We start from the raw sequence: 17118 nt of genomic DNA on the forward strand, positions 1-17118 counted from the left end.
AAAAATTAATTGTTTCTAAGGTTTGTTTGCCATACCTTAAATTAATAGCATCAAAACAATAAAGCACCAGCAAAAAACTGGTGCTAATAATTAAAACTTTTTGGGACATTTTCAAAAATGCTTGACATAGCAAATGCAAAATTTAATAAATATTTATTTTATGAATTTTTTTGGCGGCAACATTTATTATTAATGTAAGCAGATAATCATAGGATAAAAATGAAATCTCAATCAATATAAAAGTCACATATATTGAAAATCTGAAATTTAAAATCGAAGGAAAAAATAACTTGTATATTAGAACCATTACGGCACAGAATATATTAAAAAAAATCAGCTTCAATATTAGTTCAACGACAGTTTTATGGATTTTTTCAATATAGAGTTTTACAAATCCATAAATTCCAAAGAACAGTACATAGAAAATTACAGTGAGTCGTATACCACATATTAAAAATGAGAGTATGGAGGTTGCGGCATAGACTGCAATAGTATTTTTTACATCTGTAATTAATATGGACAAAGGTATCATAATAGAAGCAATCATGAGAAGATACAACCTGTTTATAGGAATAACTCCACTTATGTATATAAGAATTACACCTATAGCTGTCAAGATACCGCCCTTTGCCATATTGGACGATTTGTTTTTCATATTGGACATTTGTCAAACCTCCATTTCATTTTAAATTTCGTACATTCTAACATGCACCACCGTCGCACAGGCAGTCAAGACAGTATAGTGTGGCACATATGTTGCATATGTCCGAATCACCACCACGCCTGGAATTGTAATAAGGCTGTCTGTATGTATTGTTGGTGGTTTGCATGCGGTTCAATGCGGATCTGTACTTGAAGTTGCTTGGTTCCATGTTGCAGGCGGTGCTTAAATTTGTAAAAGCCTCATTGTACCATCCTCTGCGCATATTTAGCATTCCCATGAGATAATTCCATTCGGCATCTCTTTCAGTACATCGTGAAAGCTTTTCTTCAGCGCCATTTATATTACCGTTGTTTATATCCATTTCAACCGATCTGTATAAATCCGAACTTTGCCCGGAATAACTGTCCTGGCTTTCATATCCAGAGGAACTGTTGCTGTAACTGGAGCCTGATGAATTTTTCATCAAATAGTCATAGGCGGCATTTATGTCACGCATCTTGTCCTCAGCCAGATCTTTCAAAGGATTGTTTCCGTATTGGTCAGGATGATATTTTTTTGCAAGTTTTCTGTAGGCTGTTTTTATTTCTTCTTTTGAAGCATTTTCATTGATTCCAAGTACTTCATAAGGATTTTTCATTTTTATAGACCCCTCTCTTAAACACTTTATCCATTTTTTCTAAAAGACCATATTGCAATATATTGTAAATTAATTCTTGGTTTTTCATTATAGGAAGCTTTTTAAAAATTTCCATGCATTGAGAAGCACAGGTGCCCAAAATAAAATCAACTTTGTCTTTAATGCTTTTATAAAATTCATTGTAGCACAAATTTTCTGTGTTGAAGCATCTATTTAGAAGGTTGAAGTTTTTATTTTCCATGTCATCTTTAAGATCATCAAAAGCATCAATTATATATATCCATTTTCCTAAATTGTATCCAAAATTGTAAAGTTCATCCCCTAAGCTCTTACTATAATTTGAAACTATAAAAGCTGTCAGACTTGAAAAAGGTTCGCATATCCCGTCAAATGAAGTGAAAGTTGCATCTGATTCAAATTTTGAAAGCTTTTGCAGACTCTTTTTTATATATTCCATATTATTTTTGAATTCCTCAGGGAACTTTTTTATATACTGCTTTAAAATTTTATACAGTATTATATCCTTTGCAGATTTATCATCATTTATGTTGTCAAGAAGTTTGTAGTAAACAAGTGATACATTACAAAAAGCTGCATATTTCAATGGATCGTTATCCTCAATCCATGTTTTTTTGCGAGTTGGATGAATCATGCAAAGACTCCTATTATACTTTGATTTATCTTGATACAATCCATCGAGAAGTATTGCAAGGAAAGTCATGTCGTAGTTTAGTGATGCTCTTGGAACATTTCCTATGTTGTATTTTATTGATTTGCAGAGTCCGCAATAATATGCCTTGAATTTTTCATAGTCTTTTACTTTTAGTTCAGGAATATATGGGGTGACATAACCAAACATATTTATAGATTACCTTTCTTTGCGCATTATATCGTATATGGTGTCCGATGTAGTATCTTCCAGTGTATAACCTAGAAAACCGACTATTTCTCTAAGCTCCTGATTGCTTTTTGTTTCAATTTCAATATATGGAAAGGGACAAAAAGATTTATCATTTATATCTATTTCTACAAGGCTGTTTTTGTATTTATAACTTTCCCTGTATTTTTTTATACTTTGTTTAAGTTCAAGCCCAAGAGATTTAAAAATTTTCTCGCCGGCTTTTTCATCGGATATAAGGATTTCGTTTTCTTCCATTATTTTATATGTATCTTGTGATATAAGTTTTTTTGTAGTCATGTAATATTCATTTGAATTATTCATAAGATTATCCACTATTCTGATTCTAGCATATCCTTTTTGTCTTATAAGTCGATTATCGGGAAAATCATATATTTTGTTTATCTGATTTTCCATCTTGACTTTTGAAGCATGCATTGATTTAAGTCTGCTTTTTACATCTTCTATATCTATTTTTATTATTCTGGTTTCGAACTCTTTCATAAAATCACTTCGTTTCTAAATGTATTGCTAGTTTGAATTATATCATAAATAACTTTTATATAAAATAAGGTTAACTTCTATAGAAAGAAGCTAACCTTATTTTAAGTTTTTATTAATTTTAGTTAAATGGGGTTTAACTAAATAGCTAATTTAATGAATTGGCTGAGCCTAATACATTGTCTATTTTTGATTCTACGACTTTTTGTATATAGTCTCTTCCTGCCCCACAATATTTTCTTGGGTCAAATACTTCAGGATTTTCTGCAAGAGTTTTTCTTACAGCGGCAGTCATGGCAAGTCTAAGATCTGTATCCATGTTTATTTTACATACTGCCATTGATGATGCCTTTCTAAGCATGTCTACAGGAATTCCTCTAGCGTCTGCTATTTTTCCCCCGTATTTGTTGCAGGTATTTACAGCTTCAGGATCTACAGCTGAAGCACCATGAAGTACTATTGGAAAATCAGGTAATTTTTCCTGTACCTGTTCCAGTATATCAAATCTCAAAGCGGGTTTAAAGTTTGGTGGAAATTTAAATGCTCCATGAGATGTTCCGATAGCTATTGCAAGAGAGTCAACATTTGTTTTCCCTACGAAATCTACAGCTTGCTCAGGATCTGTGTAAATATGTTCTGATGCAGATACGTCATCTTCAACTCCTGCAAGTATTCCGAGTTCGGCCTCTACAACTACACCATGTGCATGTGCGTAGTCAACTACTTCCTTTGTCTTTTTTACGTTTTCATCATAATCGAAATGAGAACCGTCAAACATTACTGAAGTAAATCCATTTTCAACACACATTTTTACTGTATCGAAATTTGGACCATGATCAAGGTGAAGTGCCACGTCAACACCGGTTTCAGCTATTGCAGCATCTACCATTGCCTTTATATATTTTGGACCGGCATATTTTATAGCTCCTGATGAACATTGAACAATTACAGCAGAATTTCTTGCCTTTGCACCTCGAATTACGCCTTGGAGTATTTCAAGATTATTGATGTTGAAAGCACCAATAGAGTACTTTCCAGCATAAGCTTTTTTAAACATTTCTTTTGTAGTAACTAATGCCATTTGTATTCCACCCTTCCACAATTTATTTAATTTTCATTTAGTTTTACAAAATAGCATAAAATAATCCGAAAAGGGACATATAAAATCCCACTGGGACAATAATGTTATTTTCTATAATATATTATAAGCTATAAAATGTTTATTTTCTACAGTTTAATTATAAATTATTTTATGGATTTTGTTAATTTGTTTGAATTAGAATAAATTATATATACTTACTCTTTCCATTTCGTCTATGCTTGCAAGTATGCTTTTTATTGTATTTATTGAAATCATTGAATCTTCCTTGTTCTTATATTTTATGTTCTGGCTTAAATTTTGAAGCTGGCTGTTTATATCGTCAATTTCATTATGATTTGTAAATAAAGATATTTTGTAGCAGTAATTATTCCATTTTTTATTAAACTCTGAAAGGGCTTTATCGGCATGTTCAAAGGAGTTGGATTTTAAAAAGTTTTCTACTTTAACGGCAGAATAATCAAGTTTCCTGACCGTTGCTTTCAGGTAGTTTACAGATAAAAAGGTGCATATTGTCATCAATACAAATATAACTATGGATGTTATTGAGGTTTTCATATTGTCACATCTCCTTTCTCATACTAATTTTTTGGATTTTTACATTGGTAAAAGAATTTACCCTTTGAATCCAATGTGGCTATAAGCACATCTTGTATCGAATTTACTTTGTTTTTCTGCAGTGTGTTTTTTAACCAGTTTTGATTCTTTTTTATTATTTTAAGACTTTTGAAATTGATTTTCCCATCCAGTATGAGTGTTATGGGAAGGGTGTCCTGAGAACATTTCACATTCATGTCTTCTTTTGTTACAGGTGATAGATTTGTTTTGGGTATTACAGAAAGTTTACCGCTTGTTTCAAGGACAGCATATTCTACATCCGATATATTGTAATATCCTTGAAGCCTCAATTCTTCAAGAAGATCGTTTAAATTGAACTTCTCTTTTCTGAGTTCGGAAAATTTTAAGATTCCCTTGTCTATGAGAAGGGTGGGTTTCCCACTGAAGAGAATTCTTAGGTTATGGCTTTTTAGCTGCATTAGTGCAATGGATGTTTGAAGAAACAACAGGGTAATTATAGGTATTATGCCTCTGAACACGGATATTCTAGTATCCTGCATTGGCACGGCGGCAAGATCCGATATCATTATTGCAACAACGAGTTCAAAGGGCTCCATTTCACCTATTTGCTTTTTACCCATAAGTCTCATTGCAGCAATTACGACTATGTAAAGTATTATCGTTCTAAAAATTATAATCAACACAGAAAATCACCTCTATATTATGTTTAACATTAATTATAAAAATATGACTAAAAATATCACATTCTTGTTCAATCATGACGTATAATGATAGCATAGGTAAAAGTGGGGGGATGAAACAAATGGATAAACTTAAGCATAACGTTGATTGTGGTACATCTGCGCTAAATGCAGGTAATCCAAAGTTGAAATTAAAAATACATGGTAAGACCGTTTATGCTGAAAAGGGAACGGTTTTATACAAAATATATAGAGAAAATTTTAATAAGGATATTAATGGGATCATTGCAAAATTAAACGGAAGATATATGGAGTTTACGGATACTTTGAATGAAAGTGGAAATTTTGAAGTGATGGATCCATCGGATGATGTTGGAAACATGACTTATATAAGAACTCTTGAATTCGTTCTTGTGAAAGCAGTGCATGAAGCGTTTGAACACTCGGAGGTCATAATAGAGCATGCCCTTGGAAAAGCGGTGTATGGAGAGGTTTTAAAGGATCTGCCGCTTGAAAGTAAAGATGTGGAAAAAATAAAAGAAACCATGATCAATATAATAGACCGGGATGTTCCAATAAACAAGGTTAAGGTTTCAAAGGAAAAAGCACTTGATATATTTCAGAGTTATGATATGGAGGGCAAAGTAAAACTTTTGAAACAATCCAAAAAAGAATATGTTGAACTTTATGAACTTGAAGGAAGATATGATTACTTTTATGGACCTATTGCATATTCTACAGGAGTATTAAAATCATTTGATATTCGTTATTACCCGCCGGGTTTTCTTTTGTTTTATCCAGATGCAAAAAAGTCGGAAATTATTCCGGAAGTAGTACAATACAGAAAACTTAATAGAATATTTATTGAGACGAAAAAGTGGCACAATATACTTGAAATTTCCGATGTGGGTTCATTGAACTGCAAAGTAGATACTCGTGACATGCCATATTTGATAAGGGTTGCCGAGGCACTGCATGAGAAAAAGATAGGATATATCGCAGATATGATAACTGATAGAAGGTCTGTTAAGGTAGTTTTAATTTCAGGGCCTACATCTTCCGGGAAAACTACATTTTCAAGGAGACTTGCAATACAGCTTGGAGTTAATGGATATAAGCCTTTGCCAATATCACTGGACGATTATTTTGTAGACAGGGAGCATACTCCAAAAGATGAAAACGGGGATTATGATTTTGAGTCCATATATGCATTGGATCTTGAGCTTTTTAACAAGCATCTCGAAATGCTTATGAAAGGTCAGGAAGTTGAAATACCATCATTTGATTTTAAAACGGGATGCAGATTGTGGAAGGGCAGGAAAGTCAAACTCCCGAATAAGGGCATTATAATAATAGAAGGTATACATGGATTGAATGATATACTTACATCTGCCATAGCACCAGAGAACAAGTTCAAGATATATATAAGTGCTCTTACACAGCTTAATGTAGATAATCATAACAGGATAGCGACAACTGATGTAAGAATAATAAGAAGAATAGTGAGAGATTATATATCAAGAGGATATAATGCAGAAGATACTCTTAAAATGTGGCCTTCTATAAGAAAAGGAGAAGAGAAGAATATTTTTGTATTTCAGGAAAATGCAGATGTAATGTTCAATTCAACTCTTGTATATGAGCTCTGCGTTCTCAAAAAATATGCACTTGAGCAACTTCTTAAAATAAAGGAATCGAGTAGTGTATATTGGCAGGCTGTCAGACTTGTGGGATTCTTGAGTTTGTTTAAAAATGTTGATGAGGAACTTGTACCTGATAATTCCATACTCAGGGAGTTTATTGGAGGAAGCTGTTTTTACAGATATTAATAAAATTTATTTATTTAATAAGGAGTGATTTACATGCGAGAGTATGGAATTTTTGACATAATAGGTCCTGTAATGATAGGACCCTCAAGCTCTCATACAGCAGGTGCTGCAAGACTTGGAAAGGTTGCAAGGATCATATGTGGAGGGGATATAAAAAAGGTGGAGTTTTATCTCCATGGTTCTTTTGCAAAAACTTACAGGGGTCATGGCACGGATAAGGCTCTTGCAGCAGGTATAATAGGAATGAATCCATGGGATGAAAATCTTAGGAACTCTCTTGAGATAGCGGAAAAGCAAAATATTGAGTTGGCATTTATAGAAAGTGATCTGGGAGATGTTCATCCAAACACGGTAAAATTTGTTATAACAAAAAAGGATGGCAGCAAAATTGATATAATGGGAGCTTCCATAGGAGGAGGCAGCATACTGGTAAATGAAATAAACGGAGATAAAGTTGAGTTTACAGGCAACTATCCTACGCTTCTCATAAATCATTATGACGTTCCGGGAATGGTTAAAAATGTATGCGATGTATTGTATAAACATGATATAAATATAGCTTTTATGAGGGTCTACAGAACAAGTGGCAGAGGTTCGACTGCTTTTATGGTTTTTGAACTGGATGATTTTATAACACAGCAACTTGTATTTGAGATAGGAAAAATTTCAAACATCATAAAAATTATAAAGATAAATCCCGAACTGGAGGAGGCGTAATATGGTAAGCAGTGGAGAGGAACTTTTAAAAATATGTATGGAGAAAAAAGTTTCAATATGGGAGTATTCTCTTGAGGAAGAGAGCAAATCAAGTGGAATTTCCAAGGACAAGGTCATAAATAAGATGAAGAAAAATCTTGAGATAATGAGAAATTCTGCAGAAAAGGGGATAAATGAAAAGGTAAATTCAATAAGCGGGCTTATAGGTGGGGATGCATACAAGTTAAGCGAATACATAAAAAACGAAAATTGCCTTACGGGGGATTTTACATTGAAAATGATGGCACGTGCACTTTCCTGTTCGGAGGTAAATGCTGCAATGGGAAGAATAGTAGCATCTCCTACAGCAGGGTCCTGTGGAATATTGCCGGCTGTTTTAATAACTGCAGGAGAAAAGTTGAAAAAAAGTGATGATGATATTGCGAAATATCTTCTTACGGCAGGATGTGTTGGAGTTATTATAGCAAAAAAGGCATCCCTTGCAGGTGCCGAAGGAGGTTGCCAGGCGGAATGCGGTTCGGCGGCTGCAATGGCATCTGCAGCTGTAGTTGAGATGATGGGGGGAACTCCCAAAATGGCACTTGATGCAGCTGCAATCGTAATAAAATGTATACTTGGACTTGTTTGCGATCCTGTGGCTGGACTTGTAGAAATTCCCTGTGCAAAACGGAATGCCCTTGGGGCTGTAAATGCCGCTGCTGCAGCAGATATGGCAATGGCCGGAGTTGAAAGCAGGATACCTTTTGATGACACAGTGGATGCAATGCATGATGTAGGAAGGCGTATGCCGTGTGAACTTAGAGAAACTGCTCTCGGAGGATTGGCCACTACTAAAAAGGGACTTGAATTGAAGAAAAAAGTACTTGGATGAAGTATATAAATAATAAATGTAAATCTCCTGTCATATAATATATAAATTATTTAATGGGAGATTTTCAATGCTTGATATATGCAACTATTTTAATTTTGAATCTGCAGTTCACCTTGGAGAAAAATATGACATACGAAATGTGATGAATCATGAAATCAAGGTAGCTTCTTTTGCGGCAGCGGTGTTTGATGAGACAAGAAAAATGCACAATTTGTGTGAGGCGCACAGAAATCTTTTATGCTGCAGTGCACTGATTCACGATATCGGATGGTTTATAAACAAAGTTAAGCATCATAAACATACGAGATATATAATTCTAAACGATTCAATACTGGATAGTGTACCTAAACAGCTTAGGGGCTGTCTTGCAGTGGTGGCGTCGAGTCACAGGGGAAGCATAGACAAGAACATAATAGAGTATCCTAGAAATGTACAGCAAGAGCTAAAGTATCTTATAGCAATACTCAGAATTTCAGATTCTCTTGATCATTCCCATAAATTAAATAATAGTCTTAAAAGAATTTTGTTTCACGAAAGGCAACTTATTTTCTATTTGGACAGCAGTCAATTTCAGAAAACTTTAGTTAGATTTAATACCAAGAGTAAGTTGTTCAATGAGATGTTTGATATTGAAACAAGGCTTGAGCCTGAAATGATTTAATAATTTAAGAGGGGATGTATATGTCTCATAGAAAGGTAATAGACGATTATTATTGCGATATAAGTAATCTTGTTGAAATTTTAAGTAAGCTTACAAATTGTTACAGACTTATGATAGGAGGAGCAAATGAGCTTAATTCTGTTGCATTGGCTCACAAAAAGGATGTAAGAGAGGCTATAGATAGAGCAAATAAACTTGGAGGAACTATAGACAATGTAATAAAGACTCTTGATAAGTCGGGAATTTATTATACTGATTACTGCAGTTTGCACTCCAGGCTTGTTAAAGACAAAATAAAAACAGAATATATGGAAAATGAAATAAACGAGGAATTGTTTCTGAATAATCTGGATGAGCTTTATGAAGAGGATGATGATAACAATGAATAAAAATATGCGGGAAAATACCCGCATTGTTAAAACTTTTTAAATCTATGATTACATATCATAAGATAAGAAAGAACTATAGTAAGCAATATAGCAAAATCCATGTGTATTGGGTTTCTTAATGTTATGAGACAAAATAATGCTATAAACAGTCCTGTCAAAGTTATTGGTATTCCAAAAAATTTTCCATCAAATTCGGTTATGTTGTATCGTGCTAGTCGATAAGCCCCTGACAGTGGAAGAATTAGAACAAGTATATAGCCGGGCAATCCTAGAAGAGAAAAATTATAAAGATTAAAGATTAATACTGAGGGTGCAACTCCAAATGATACCAAGTCTGCAAGAGAATCTAACTCTTTACCCAATTCGCTGGATGCGTTCAGGTATCTAGCGACCCTGCCATCATATCTATCTGCTAAACAAGCAAGTAAAATAAAAAGACCAGCTAACTTGTATTCTTCTTGAAAAGACATCATAAGAGACATTACCCCACAGCCAAGATTCGCCAATGTAAATGCATTAGGCACGGAACTCTTAGCTATTTTAGCCACTGTTATCACTCCCTATAAACAAAATATAAAATCAAATACTGAATCAAGATAATATTAACAGCTTATACTTCATTATAACGCATTTTATATATAAGAGTAAGTGTTCTATTATAAATTTTTTGTAAAAATAATCTCAATAAACTGTATTTATTGAAAAATCGATATTATTTAAACTGAAGTTTTTTATAGTATAATTAGAATATATAAAGATTAAAATGTAATTATACTAAATTTATTATGGAAGCAGTTGTTTTTTATGAATATCGAAAAAGGTAAATCGGAGATTAAATGGTTTATTTTCATGATACTTGCGGCTATACTGATATTTGTTTTTTTCAAGTATGGCGCACAGTTTAGACATATAAAGTTTCACACTCTTGCAAATTACATAAAAAGTTATGGAAGATTTTCTGCATTCGTATTTATTATAATATATACTTTCAAGCCGGTTTTATTTGTTGTTCCATCGTCGATTATGTCTATTATAGCTGGTTTTATATATGGGCCGTATATAGCTTTGATTTTAAATATGGTGGGATGTTTTGGATCTGCAACTGTGGCGTTTTTTATCGCAAAAACCTTTGGAAAATCTTTTGTAGACAGGATTATAAAGGGAAAAGTTATAAAACTTGATGACAATATAGAAAAGCATGGTTTTAAAATCATGCTTGTAATGAGATTGTCATTTATATTTCCCTTTGATGGGTTGAGCTTTGCATCGGGACTCACCAAAATAAAGTACAGGGACTTTATTTTTGGTACTTTGCTTGGAATATTACCTGAAATGGCTGCATATTCATTTATGGGTCATAATATGATGAGACCGTTTTCTATAAAATTTTTCCTACCGATAATACTTTTGGCACTTATAGTTGTAATTGTTATAAGTGTAAAACAAAAGGTAAAAGATATCCAGTAGTTTACATGCAAGAAAATGATCTCTTGGCACATAATAATGATGATGAAAATAAATTTAAGAGGTGATTTTCGATGAAAGTAAGAGATATAATGACAAAGTCGGTAGTGAGCCTTAATGTTGATGACACAATAGAAAGAGCTGCAGAGCTTATGCAGCAGCATAATATAGGATCAGTACCTGTATGCGAAGGCAATCATGTAATTGGAATTATAACAGACAGGGACATAGCTATAAGGTCATCTTCAGAAGGTTATAATTCAAAGACAAAGTCAGTGAGAGATATTATGTCAACAAATCCTGTAACAGCATCACCGGACATGGATATATGCGATGTATCCAGAATAATGAGCGAAAGACAAATAAGAAGAATTCCCATTGTAGAAAATGGAAATTTAATGGGAGTCGTATCTCTTGGTGATCTTGCAGTAGATCCAAAATGCGATCATGAGGCACAGGGAGCACTTTCAAGCATTTCACAGCAGGAAAGTTCCATGTACTGATATCATAACTAGGCAAATGTGATATTCATACAATCCACAAGATTATTTCCAGCAATCTTGTGGATTTGTTATGTGTAATGATATAATATAATAGTTAAAATTTCAACAAGTTAAGTTTATTGTGGAAGTAGGGAATTAGATGAATAAGGTGAAGTTTATTTATAATCCGTATGCAGGTGAGAGTGTGATAATTTCGCATATAGATAGAATTATTATGATTCATCAGCAATATGGGTATGAGGTTGTACCTTTTAGAATAGGCTCCGGATATGAAATAGATCAGGCTTTTTCAGACATAGATGAAAGTTACAAGTACATTTTGGTGGCTGGTGGTGACGGAACAGTTGACAATGTAGTAAATTGTATAAAAAAAATGGGTATTGATATGCCTATAGCAATCCTTCCTGTTGGTACAGCCAATGATTTTGCCAAGTTTATAGGTATGCCACAAAAGTTGGATAAAGCATGCAGACAGATACTTGAAAGTACACCCAAATCTGTTGATATAGGAAAGGTGAACGATAAATATTTTATAAATGTAGCAAGTACGGGACTTTTTACAGATGTGTCCCAAAAAATAGATGTAAATCTCAAAAATACCATGGGTAAGCTTGCATATTATATAAAGGGAATGGAACAACTTACAAATCTTAGGAAGATCAAAGTTAAGGTTAAATCCGAAGATGATGTTTTTGATGGAGATATGTACCTAATACTTGTGTTCAATGGGCAGACCGCAGGAAATCTCAATCTTGCTTACAAAGCAAAAGTTGATGATGGAAAACTTGATGTAATTATAGTTAAAGCCTGTGTTATAAAAGATCTTATTGCATTGTTCATAAAAATGATAAGAGGGGATCATCTTGAAAATACATCGGGACTTATATATTTTAAAACTGACAGGGTTAGTATTGAATGTGATGAAGATATAGTAACTGACATAGATGGGGAGAGAGGACCTGATTTCCCGCTTGATATAGAGTGTATTCAGGGGGGACTTAAAATACTAGGGGTAAAATAGGCGAATAAAAATAATTGTAATATAAACTGAATATAGGTAGTAATATTTAATATAGCACTGAAAGGCGAGGTTTGTTTATGTTGTTTGATGTTTATATTTTTATTCTACCAGCTGTGTTTATATTGCTGTGTTACTTGCTTTATCTGGTTTGGTTTTGTCCAAACAAGATTAAAATTGTAGCTAGTGTGTGTATAATTTTATTTTTGCTGAGGTATGTTTGTATATTTATAATGCTTTTGGCTCATAAAATGACATATTTGTACATGCTGAAATTGCCGTATTTCTTAAATTTGCCGGCAGGTGCAATTTTGATATTTATTTCTTTCTACATATTTATGAGAAAGAACAATGTAAATTTTAACTACATATTTCTTATGTCGGCTGTAGTGGCTGCGGTTTATATGTTTGAAGTTTTGAAATATAATGTATACGTTACTGGAGTTGATAACTTCGGGTATACGATGTTTTTCAAATATGATATAGGAATATATTGGACTTATATAATTATTGCAACTGCGGGATTGTTTGGGTCGCTTGTATTTTTGCAGATGTCGTATGTAAATAAAATTGGCTTCTATATGCTTGCTTTTGCATGTGTTTTCGTAATAGCTGAGAATATTGGATCCATTGTAGGGTTCAGAATTTTTCCTGAAAGTATAATCGGGGATCTTGTTTTAGTATGTACTTTTATTTATGCTCTTTGGAAGGTGAAGAAATAAACTGTAATTTTGAGATGTATTTATCCTGCAGACGGGAACACTAAAAATGGAGTGAAACATATAATGGATATTGTAAAACGATTAACGTGACCGGCCTATAGGAGATATGTATTTTTGAATGCAGTACGTGGGAAAATTATATTTTAGGGTTGTATTTTGATGTAGTTGTATTATAATTATTAGTAGTATAGTTGGCGTGTTCCAAAGTTGTATAGTGCCAAAACTCACACAGTATTCAAGGAACCTAACAAAGGTTCTTTTTTAAATTTTTTAAAATATTTTTTCAGGTGGTGTATATTAAATGGATATTGACCCTTGTGGAGGTCGGTGTGATTTAACAAAACAAAACAGAATATTTGATATACGGAAAAATATTTTGAATTCACTTCAGTTCAAATTTCTTTAGTTAATATTCATGATATTTCTCTGTGTATCCAAAGAAGGAGGAATATTCATGAAAAAATTATCCAGTTTCTTCCTCAGCAGTGTTCTTCATAAAAAAGTCTACAATGAGTTGAATGAGTTCGTAGGCAAGCTATGGGATGTCTATGTTTCAACTGATCTTGGAATGCCAAGAGCAATAGCATATCAGATAAAAAATGGTTCGGAAATATCCAATTGCGAGTTTAAAAATATTAATTTCTATGAAAATGAAGGCAGGATAATAATAAGGGGTGAAGGCATAAGGGATATTATGCTTCAGAAGTACTCTTATCTATTGTCAAAGCATCTTCTTGACCGGCAGATAGTAGATATAAATGGGAAAAAGCTTGTAAGAGTCAATGACTTGAGAATTACCGAAATGGCTGGAGAATATAGAGTCGTGGCCGTTGATACAGGAGTTATGGCTCTTGGGCGAAGACTTGGAATAGAGAAACTTATGAAGAGATTCTGTGAAAGATTGAATAAAAGGCTTGAAAATAGTCTTATAGTATGGGACAGTGTAGAATCCCTCGAAATGGTGAGCAAAAATTTAAAGCTCTCTGTTCCATATAAAAAATTGTCTAAACTTCATCCTGCAGATCTTGCCGATATAGTTGAAGATATGGATGTTAATTATAGAAAGAAGGTATTTGAAAGCCTTGACAGGGATCTTGCAGCAGATACGCTTGAAGAAATTCAGCCTGACATGCAGCTTGATATTCTTGAAAATCTTAGTCAGGACAAGAAAAGTGAAGTCCTGCAGAATATGCCTAATGATGAAATAGCGGATATGCTTGATGAAGTAGACAGCGAAACTGCATGGAACATACTCATGAATATGAAGAAAGAGGATGCGGAGGAAGTAAGATCACTTATGGATTACAAGGATGAAACTGTAGGAAGCATTATGAATACGGATTTTATATCCTTTAATATAAATATAACTGTAGGTGAGATTATAGATATAATTAGGCAAACAAATCCGGATGATGAAGTTTCGCATTACATTTATGTTACCGATTCTAATGGAAAGATAGAGGGAGTAGTATCTTTGAAAGATCTTATACTTTCAGATTTAGACTGCAGGCTTAAGGATATAATGTTCCTCGAAGTTGAAAGAGTAGATCACAATGAGAATATAGAAAATGCCATAGAAATTTGTACAAAGTACAATCTTCTTTCGGTACCTGTTGTAGATGACAGTGAAAAACTCTGTGGAATAGTTATAATGAATGATATAGTTGAGAAAATACTTATGCCAAGCTGGAGAAAGAAGTTAAAGAAGGTAGTATAGAAAGGGTCAATGATGAGATGAAGAATAAAAACGGGTCGATTCTTGCATTTAGTGTTTTTGCATCGGGGGTTACGACAGCTGCAATTTTGAATGATGCGGGAGCCTTGAATGTTTTTTCAGTATTTGGTTCGTCATATGGATATTCAATATTGTGGGAACTTGTTGCAATGGCGGTAGTTCTGATTGTTGTTCAGGAAATGATGAGCAGAATGGCGGTGGCCACTGGAAAGGGATTGTCAGATCTTATAAGGGAAAATTTCGGTGTGAAGATGTCTTTCATTGCAATGAGTATTCTCTTTGTTTCAAGCATATGTTCTGCAGTTGCAAATTTTTCGGGAATTGCAGAGTCAATGGAACTTATAGGGGCAGGCAAGTATATTGGAGTTTTTGCCGCTGCCACCGCTGTAATTTTAATTGCGCTTGCAAAAAACAGATACAGGGTATTTGAAAAAGTTTTTATTATACTCCAGATTGGTATTTTCTTTTATATAGTTCTAATATTTTGTTTGAAGCCGGATTTTAGTTCTATAAGCGCTAAGATGATGAATTCAAATTTTGAGCTGAGCAGCAGTTATCTTATGATGGTAATTGCTGTAGTAGGTGCGGTTGGAGCTCCGTATATGCAATTTTACATGCAGTATTTTTTTGTAAACAAGGCAATACCTGTAAAAGATTACGGCTATGAAAGGGTTGCAGTCTATACAGGCAGTGCTGTTGCAATAATACTGGATTTTATAATAGTCATATGCTCATTTGAGGTTTTTGGAAAAGGCGGTATAATGCCGGATACAATATATAAAATGTCTTTGATATTCAGTCCGCTGTCTGAAAATTACAATGTAGTCTTTGGAGCGGTAATGTTCAGTGTTTCGTTTCTTGGATGTCTTGTAATACCTGGATGTACTGCATTTTCAATCTGTGAAGCTTTTGGTTTTGAAACAGGTGAGGATGGAAAGTTAAAAGAGGCACCTGTGTTTTTGGCAATATTTATATTGATTGTTGCTGCAAGTGCAATTGTGGTTTTGATGTCCGAAAAAAATCTTTTTCATATTATTTTTGCAGCTCAAACAGCGGCAGGTATTTTATGCTGTATAATGCTTGTTTTTATAATAAAAATTGCAGGTGACAGGGAAGTAATGGGCAGCAAGGTAAATAATAGAGCTCAGAATATTATAATGTGGACCTTTATATGTATATGTACGGCGATTTTCATTGTCGCCGTATTCGTAAAGCTATTTTTGTAGTCAATTTCAAACTTGTTTGAAATTGACTTTTTTATGTATTTTTTTATAGCTTATGCACAATATATATTTATAAATAATGTGAATTAGTTTGATTTTATACCGAATGAGAGGTGCACATTCAAATGAAAAAAATATCTGGGTTTAAAAGAGAAATAATACTGGCTATTGCACTTTTGATTACATATGTAGGAAATTCCATTTTTATAGCACCATATAACAATGCGGTAAAGGCTGTATCGTATTATTATGGCTCAAAAGGAGATGTAGTATCACAGATACAGAGAAAATTAAGAGACTGGGGATATTATAATGGAAAGGTTGATGGAGTATATGGGTATCAGACATATACTGCTGTAAAGTATTTTCAGTCAAAGAACGGACTTAATGCAGACGGAGTTGCAGGAGATGCTACTTTAAAGGGGCTTACCATAAAGACAAATTCATCTTCAGGTACATCTCAAGCAAACAGTCAGGATGAACTTCTTCTTGCAAGGCTTATAAATGGAGAGGCGAGAGGAGAACCATATGAAGGCCAGGTAGCTGTGGGGGCAGTGGTGCTCAATAGGACGAGAGATCCCAAATTTCCGTCAACCGTGGCCGGAGTTATATATCAGCCAGGTGCTTTTACGGCAATAGTTGACGGACAAATACACGCAAACCTCGAGCAGAATTCAATAAACGCTGCAAGAGATGCCCTTAATGGATGGGATCCTTCTGGAGGCGCTATCTATTATTTTAATCCAAGTACTGCAACAAGTTCGTGGATATGGTCCAGACCGCTTATAAAGGTAATTGGAAAACACAGGTTCTGTAAATAAGCAAACATCTTTTGAAGATGTTTGCTTTTGTCTGTATATTACAGACATCATTTAGTATTCCGCAAATAAAGAATAAATGTTAATCTTTGAGTATAGAAACACATTAC

20 protein-coding genes are annotated in these 17118 nt (G+C 33.8%); 12 read left to right on the top strand and 8 right to left on the bottom strand.

Annotated elements, in window-relative coordinates:
* Window positions 1-142: 142 nt before the first annotated feature.
* From AC4CVH_RS06460 to AC4CVH_RS06490, 7 genes are all read right to left on the bottom strand, one after another.
* On the bottom strand, window positions 143-664 hold the full coding sequence (locus AC4CVH_RS06460) for a hypothetical protein (protein ID WP_490786932.1): 522 nt from the start codon (window positions 662-664) through the stop codon (window positions 143-145).
* 37 nt (window positions 665-701) lie between these two features.
* Window positions 702-1301, bottom strand: coding sequence for a J domain-containing protein (locus AC4CVH_RS06465; protein ID WP_490786933.1), 600 nt, complete (start codon window positions 1299-1301; stop codon window positions 702-704).
* Window positions 1285-2160, bottom strand: a complete 876-nt coding sequence (locus AC4CVH_RS06470) for a DUF5685 family protein (protein WP_490786934.1) — start codon at window positions 2158-2160, stop codon at window positions 1285-1287. The genes AC4CVH_RS06465 and AC4CVH_RS06470 overlap by 17 nt, the downstream gene beginning before the upstream one ends.
* 9 nt (window positions 2161-2169) lie before the next feature.
* Window positions 2170-2703: a class IV adenylate cyclase gene (locus tag AC4CVH_RS06475; protein ID WP_490786935.1), complete on the bottom strand. Its 534-nt coding sequence runs from the start codon at window positions 2701-2703 to the stop codon at window positions 2170-2172.
* A 145-nt stretch (window positions 2704-2848) separates the two neighbouring features.
* Entirely contained in the window at window positions 2849-3781 is a 933-nt protein-coding gene (fba, locus tag AC4CVH_RS06480; protein WP_490786936.1) for a class II fructose-1,6-bisphosphate aldolase, read from the bottom strand.
* 195 nt (window positions 3782-3976) lie between these two features.
* Window positions 3977-4357, bottom strand: a complete 381-nt coding sequence (locus tag AC4CVH_RS06485; protein WP_490786937.1) for a DUF4363 family protein — start codon at window positions 4355-4357, stop codon at window positions 3977-3979.
* 23 nt (window positions 4358-4380) lie between these two features.
* On the bottom strand, window positions 4381-5061 hold the full coding sequence (locus tag AC4CVH_RS06490; protein ID WP_490786938.1) for a DUF421 domain-containing protein: 681 nt from the start codon (window positions 5059-5061) through the stop codon (window positions 4381-4383).
* 119 nt (window positions 5062-5180) lie between these two features.
* Here AC4CVH_RS06490 and AC4CVH_RS06495 point away from each other — a divergent pair, with 119 nt between their 5' ends.
* The 5 genes from AC4CVH_RS06495 (at window position 5181) to AC4CVH_RS06515 (ending at window position 9525) form a co-directional block, all read left to right on the top strand.
* Window positions 5181-6887, top strand: coding sequence for a nucleoside kinase (locus AC4CVH_RS06495; protein WP_490786939.1), 1707 nt, complete (start codon window positions 5181-5183; stop codon window positions 6885-6887).
* A gap of 33 nt (window positions 6888-6920) precedes the next feature.
* Window positions 6921-7604, top strand: coding sequence for an L-serine ammonia-lyase, iron-sulfur-dependent subunit beta (gene sdaAB, locus AC4CVH_RS06500; RefSeq protein ID WP_490786940.1), 684 nt, complete (start codon window positions 6921-6923; stop codon window positions 7602-7604).
* Window position 7605: 1 nt separating this feature from the next.
* Window positions 7606-8475, top strand: coding sequence for an L-serine ammonia-lyase, iron-sulfur-dependent, subunit alpha (gene sdaAA / locus AC4CVH_RS06505; RefSeq protein ID WP_490786941.1), 870 nt, complete (start codon window positions 7606-7608; stop codon window positions 8473-8475).
* A 67-nt stretch (window positions 8476-8542) separates the two neighbouring features.
* Window positions 8543-9136, top strand: a complete 594-nt coding sequence (locus tag AC4CVH_RS06510) for a hypothetical protein (protein WP_490786942.1) — start codon at window positions 8543-8545, stop codon at window positions 9134-9136.
* Between the two features lie 20 nt (window positions 9137-9156).
* Window positions 9157-9525 carry a hypothetical protein gene (locus AC4CVH_RS06515; protein WP_490786943.1) on the top strand — a complete coding sequence of 123 codons (369 nt, stop codon included), beginning with the start codon at window positions 9157-9159 and terminating at the stop codon, window positions 9523-9525.
* 26 nt (window positions 9526-9551) lie between these two features.
* On the opposite strand, the gene pssA is transcribed toward AC4CVH_RS06515, so the two are convergent.
* Window positions 9552-10073 (bottom strand): CDP-diacylglycerol--serine O-phosphatidyltransferase, encoded by a 522-nt coding sequence (gene pssA, locus AC4CVH_RS06520; protein ID WP_490786944.1) that lies wholly within the window; start codon window positions 10071-10073, stop codon window positions 9552-9554.
* 256 nt (window positions 10074-10329) lie between these two features.
* Here pssA and AC4CVH_RS06525 point away from each other — a divergent pair, with 256 nt between their 5' ends.
* The 7 genes from AC4CVH_RS06525 to sleB all read left to right on the top strand — a co-directional run bounded on the left by AC4CVH_RS06525 (window position 10330) and on the right by sleB (window position 17011).
* Complete coding sequence (locus AC4CVH_RS06525; RefSeq protein WP_490786945.1) at window positions 10330-10992, top strand: TVP38/TMEM64 family protein; 663 nt, start codon at window positions 10330-10332, stop codon at window positions 10990-10992.
* A gap of 71 nt (window positions 10993-11063) precedes the next feature.
* Window positions 11064-11492, top strand: coding sequence for a CBS domain-containing protein (locus tag AC4CVH_RS06530; protein WP_490786946.1), 429 nt, complete (start codon window positions 11064-11066; stop codon window positions 11490-11492).
* 139 nt (window positions 11493-11631) lie between these two features.
* Complete coding sequence (locus tag AC4CVH_RS06535; RefSeq protein WP_490786947.1) at window positions 11632-12513, top strand: YegS/Rv2252/BmrU family lipid kinase; 882 nt, start codon at window positions 11632-11634, stop codon at window positions 12511-12513.
* 308 nt (window positions 12514-12821) lie between these two features.
* Complete coding sequence (locus AC4CVH_RS06540; RefSeq protein ID WP_490786948.1) at window positions 12822-13232, top strand: hypothetical protein; 411 nt, start codon at window positions 12822-12824, stop codon at window positions 13230-13232.
* Between the two features lie 454 nt (window positions 13233-13686).
* The gene (locus tag AC4CVH_RS06545) at window positions 13687-14949 is read left to right on the top strand and encodes a magnesium transporter (protein ID WP_490786949.1); all 1263 of its coding nucleotides are present in this window, start codon (window positions 13687-13689) and stop codon (window positions 14947-14949) included.
* 17 nt (window positions 14950-14966) lie between these two features.
* Entirely contained in the window at window positions 14967-16193 is a 1227-nt protein-coding gene (locus AC4CVH_RS06550; protein WP_490786950.1) for an Nramp family divalent metal transporter, read from the top strand.
* Window positions 16194-16315: 122 nt separating this feature from the next.
* Window positions 16316-17011: a spore cortex-lytic enzyme gene (gene sleB, locus AC4CVH_RS06555; RefSeq protein ID WP_490786951.1), complete on the top strand. Its 696-nt coding sequence runs from the start codon at window positions 16316-16318 to the stop codon at window positions 17009-17011.
* Window positions 17012-17118: the final 107 nt, after the last annotated feature.

It is taken from the genome of Clostridium pabulibutyricum, from assembly GCF_058242705.1.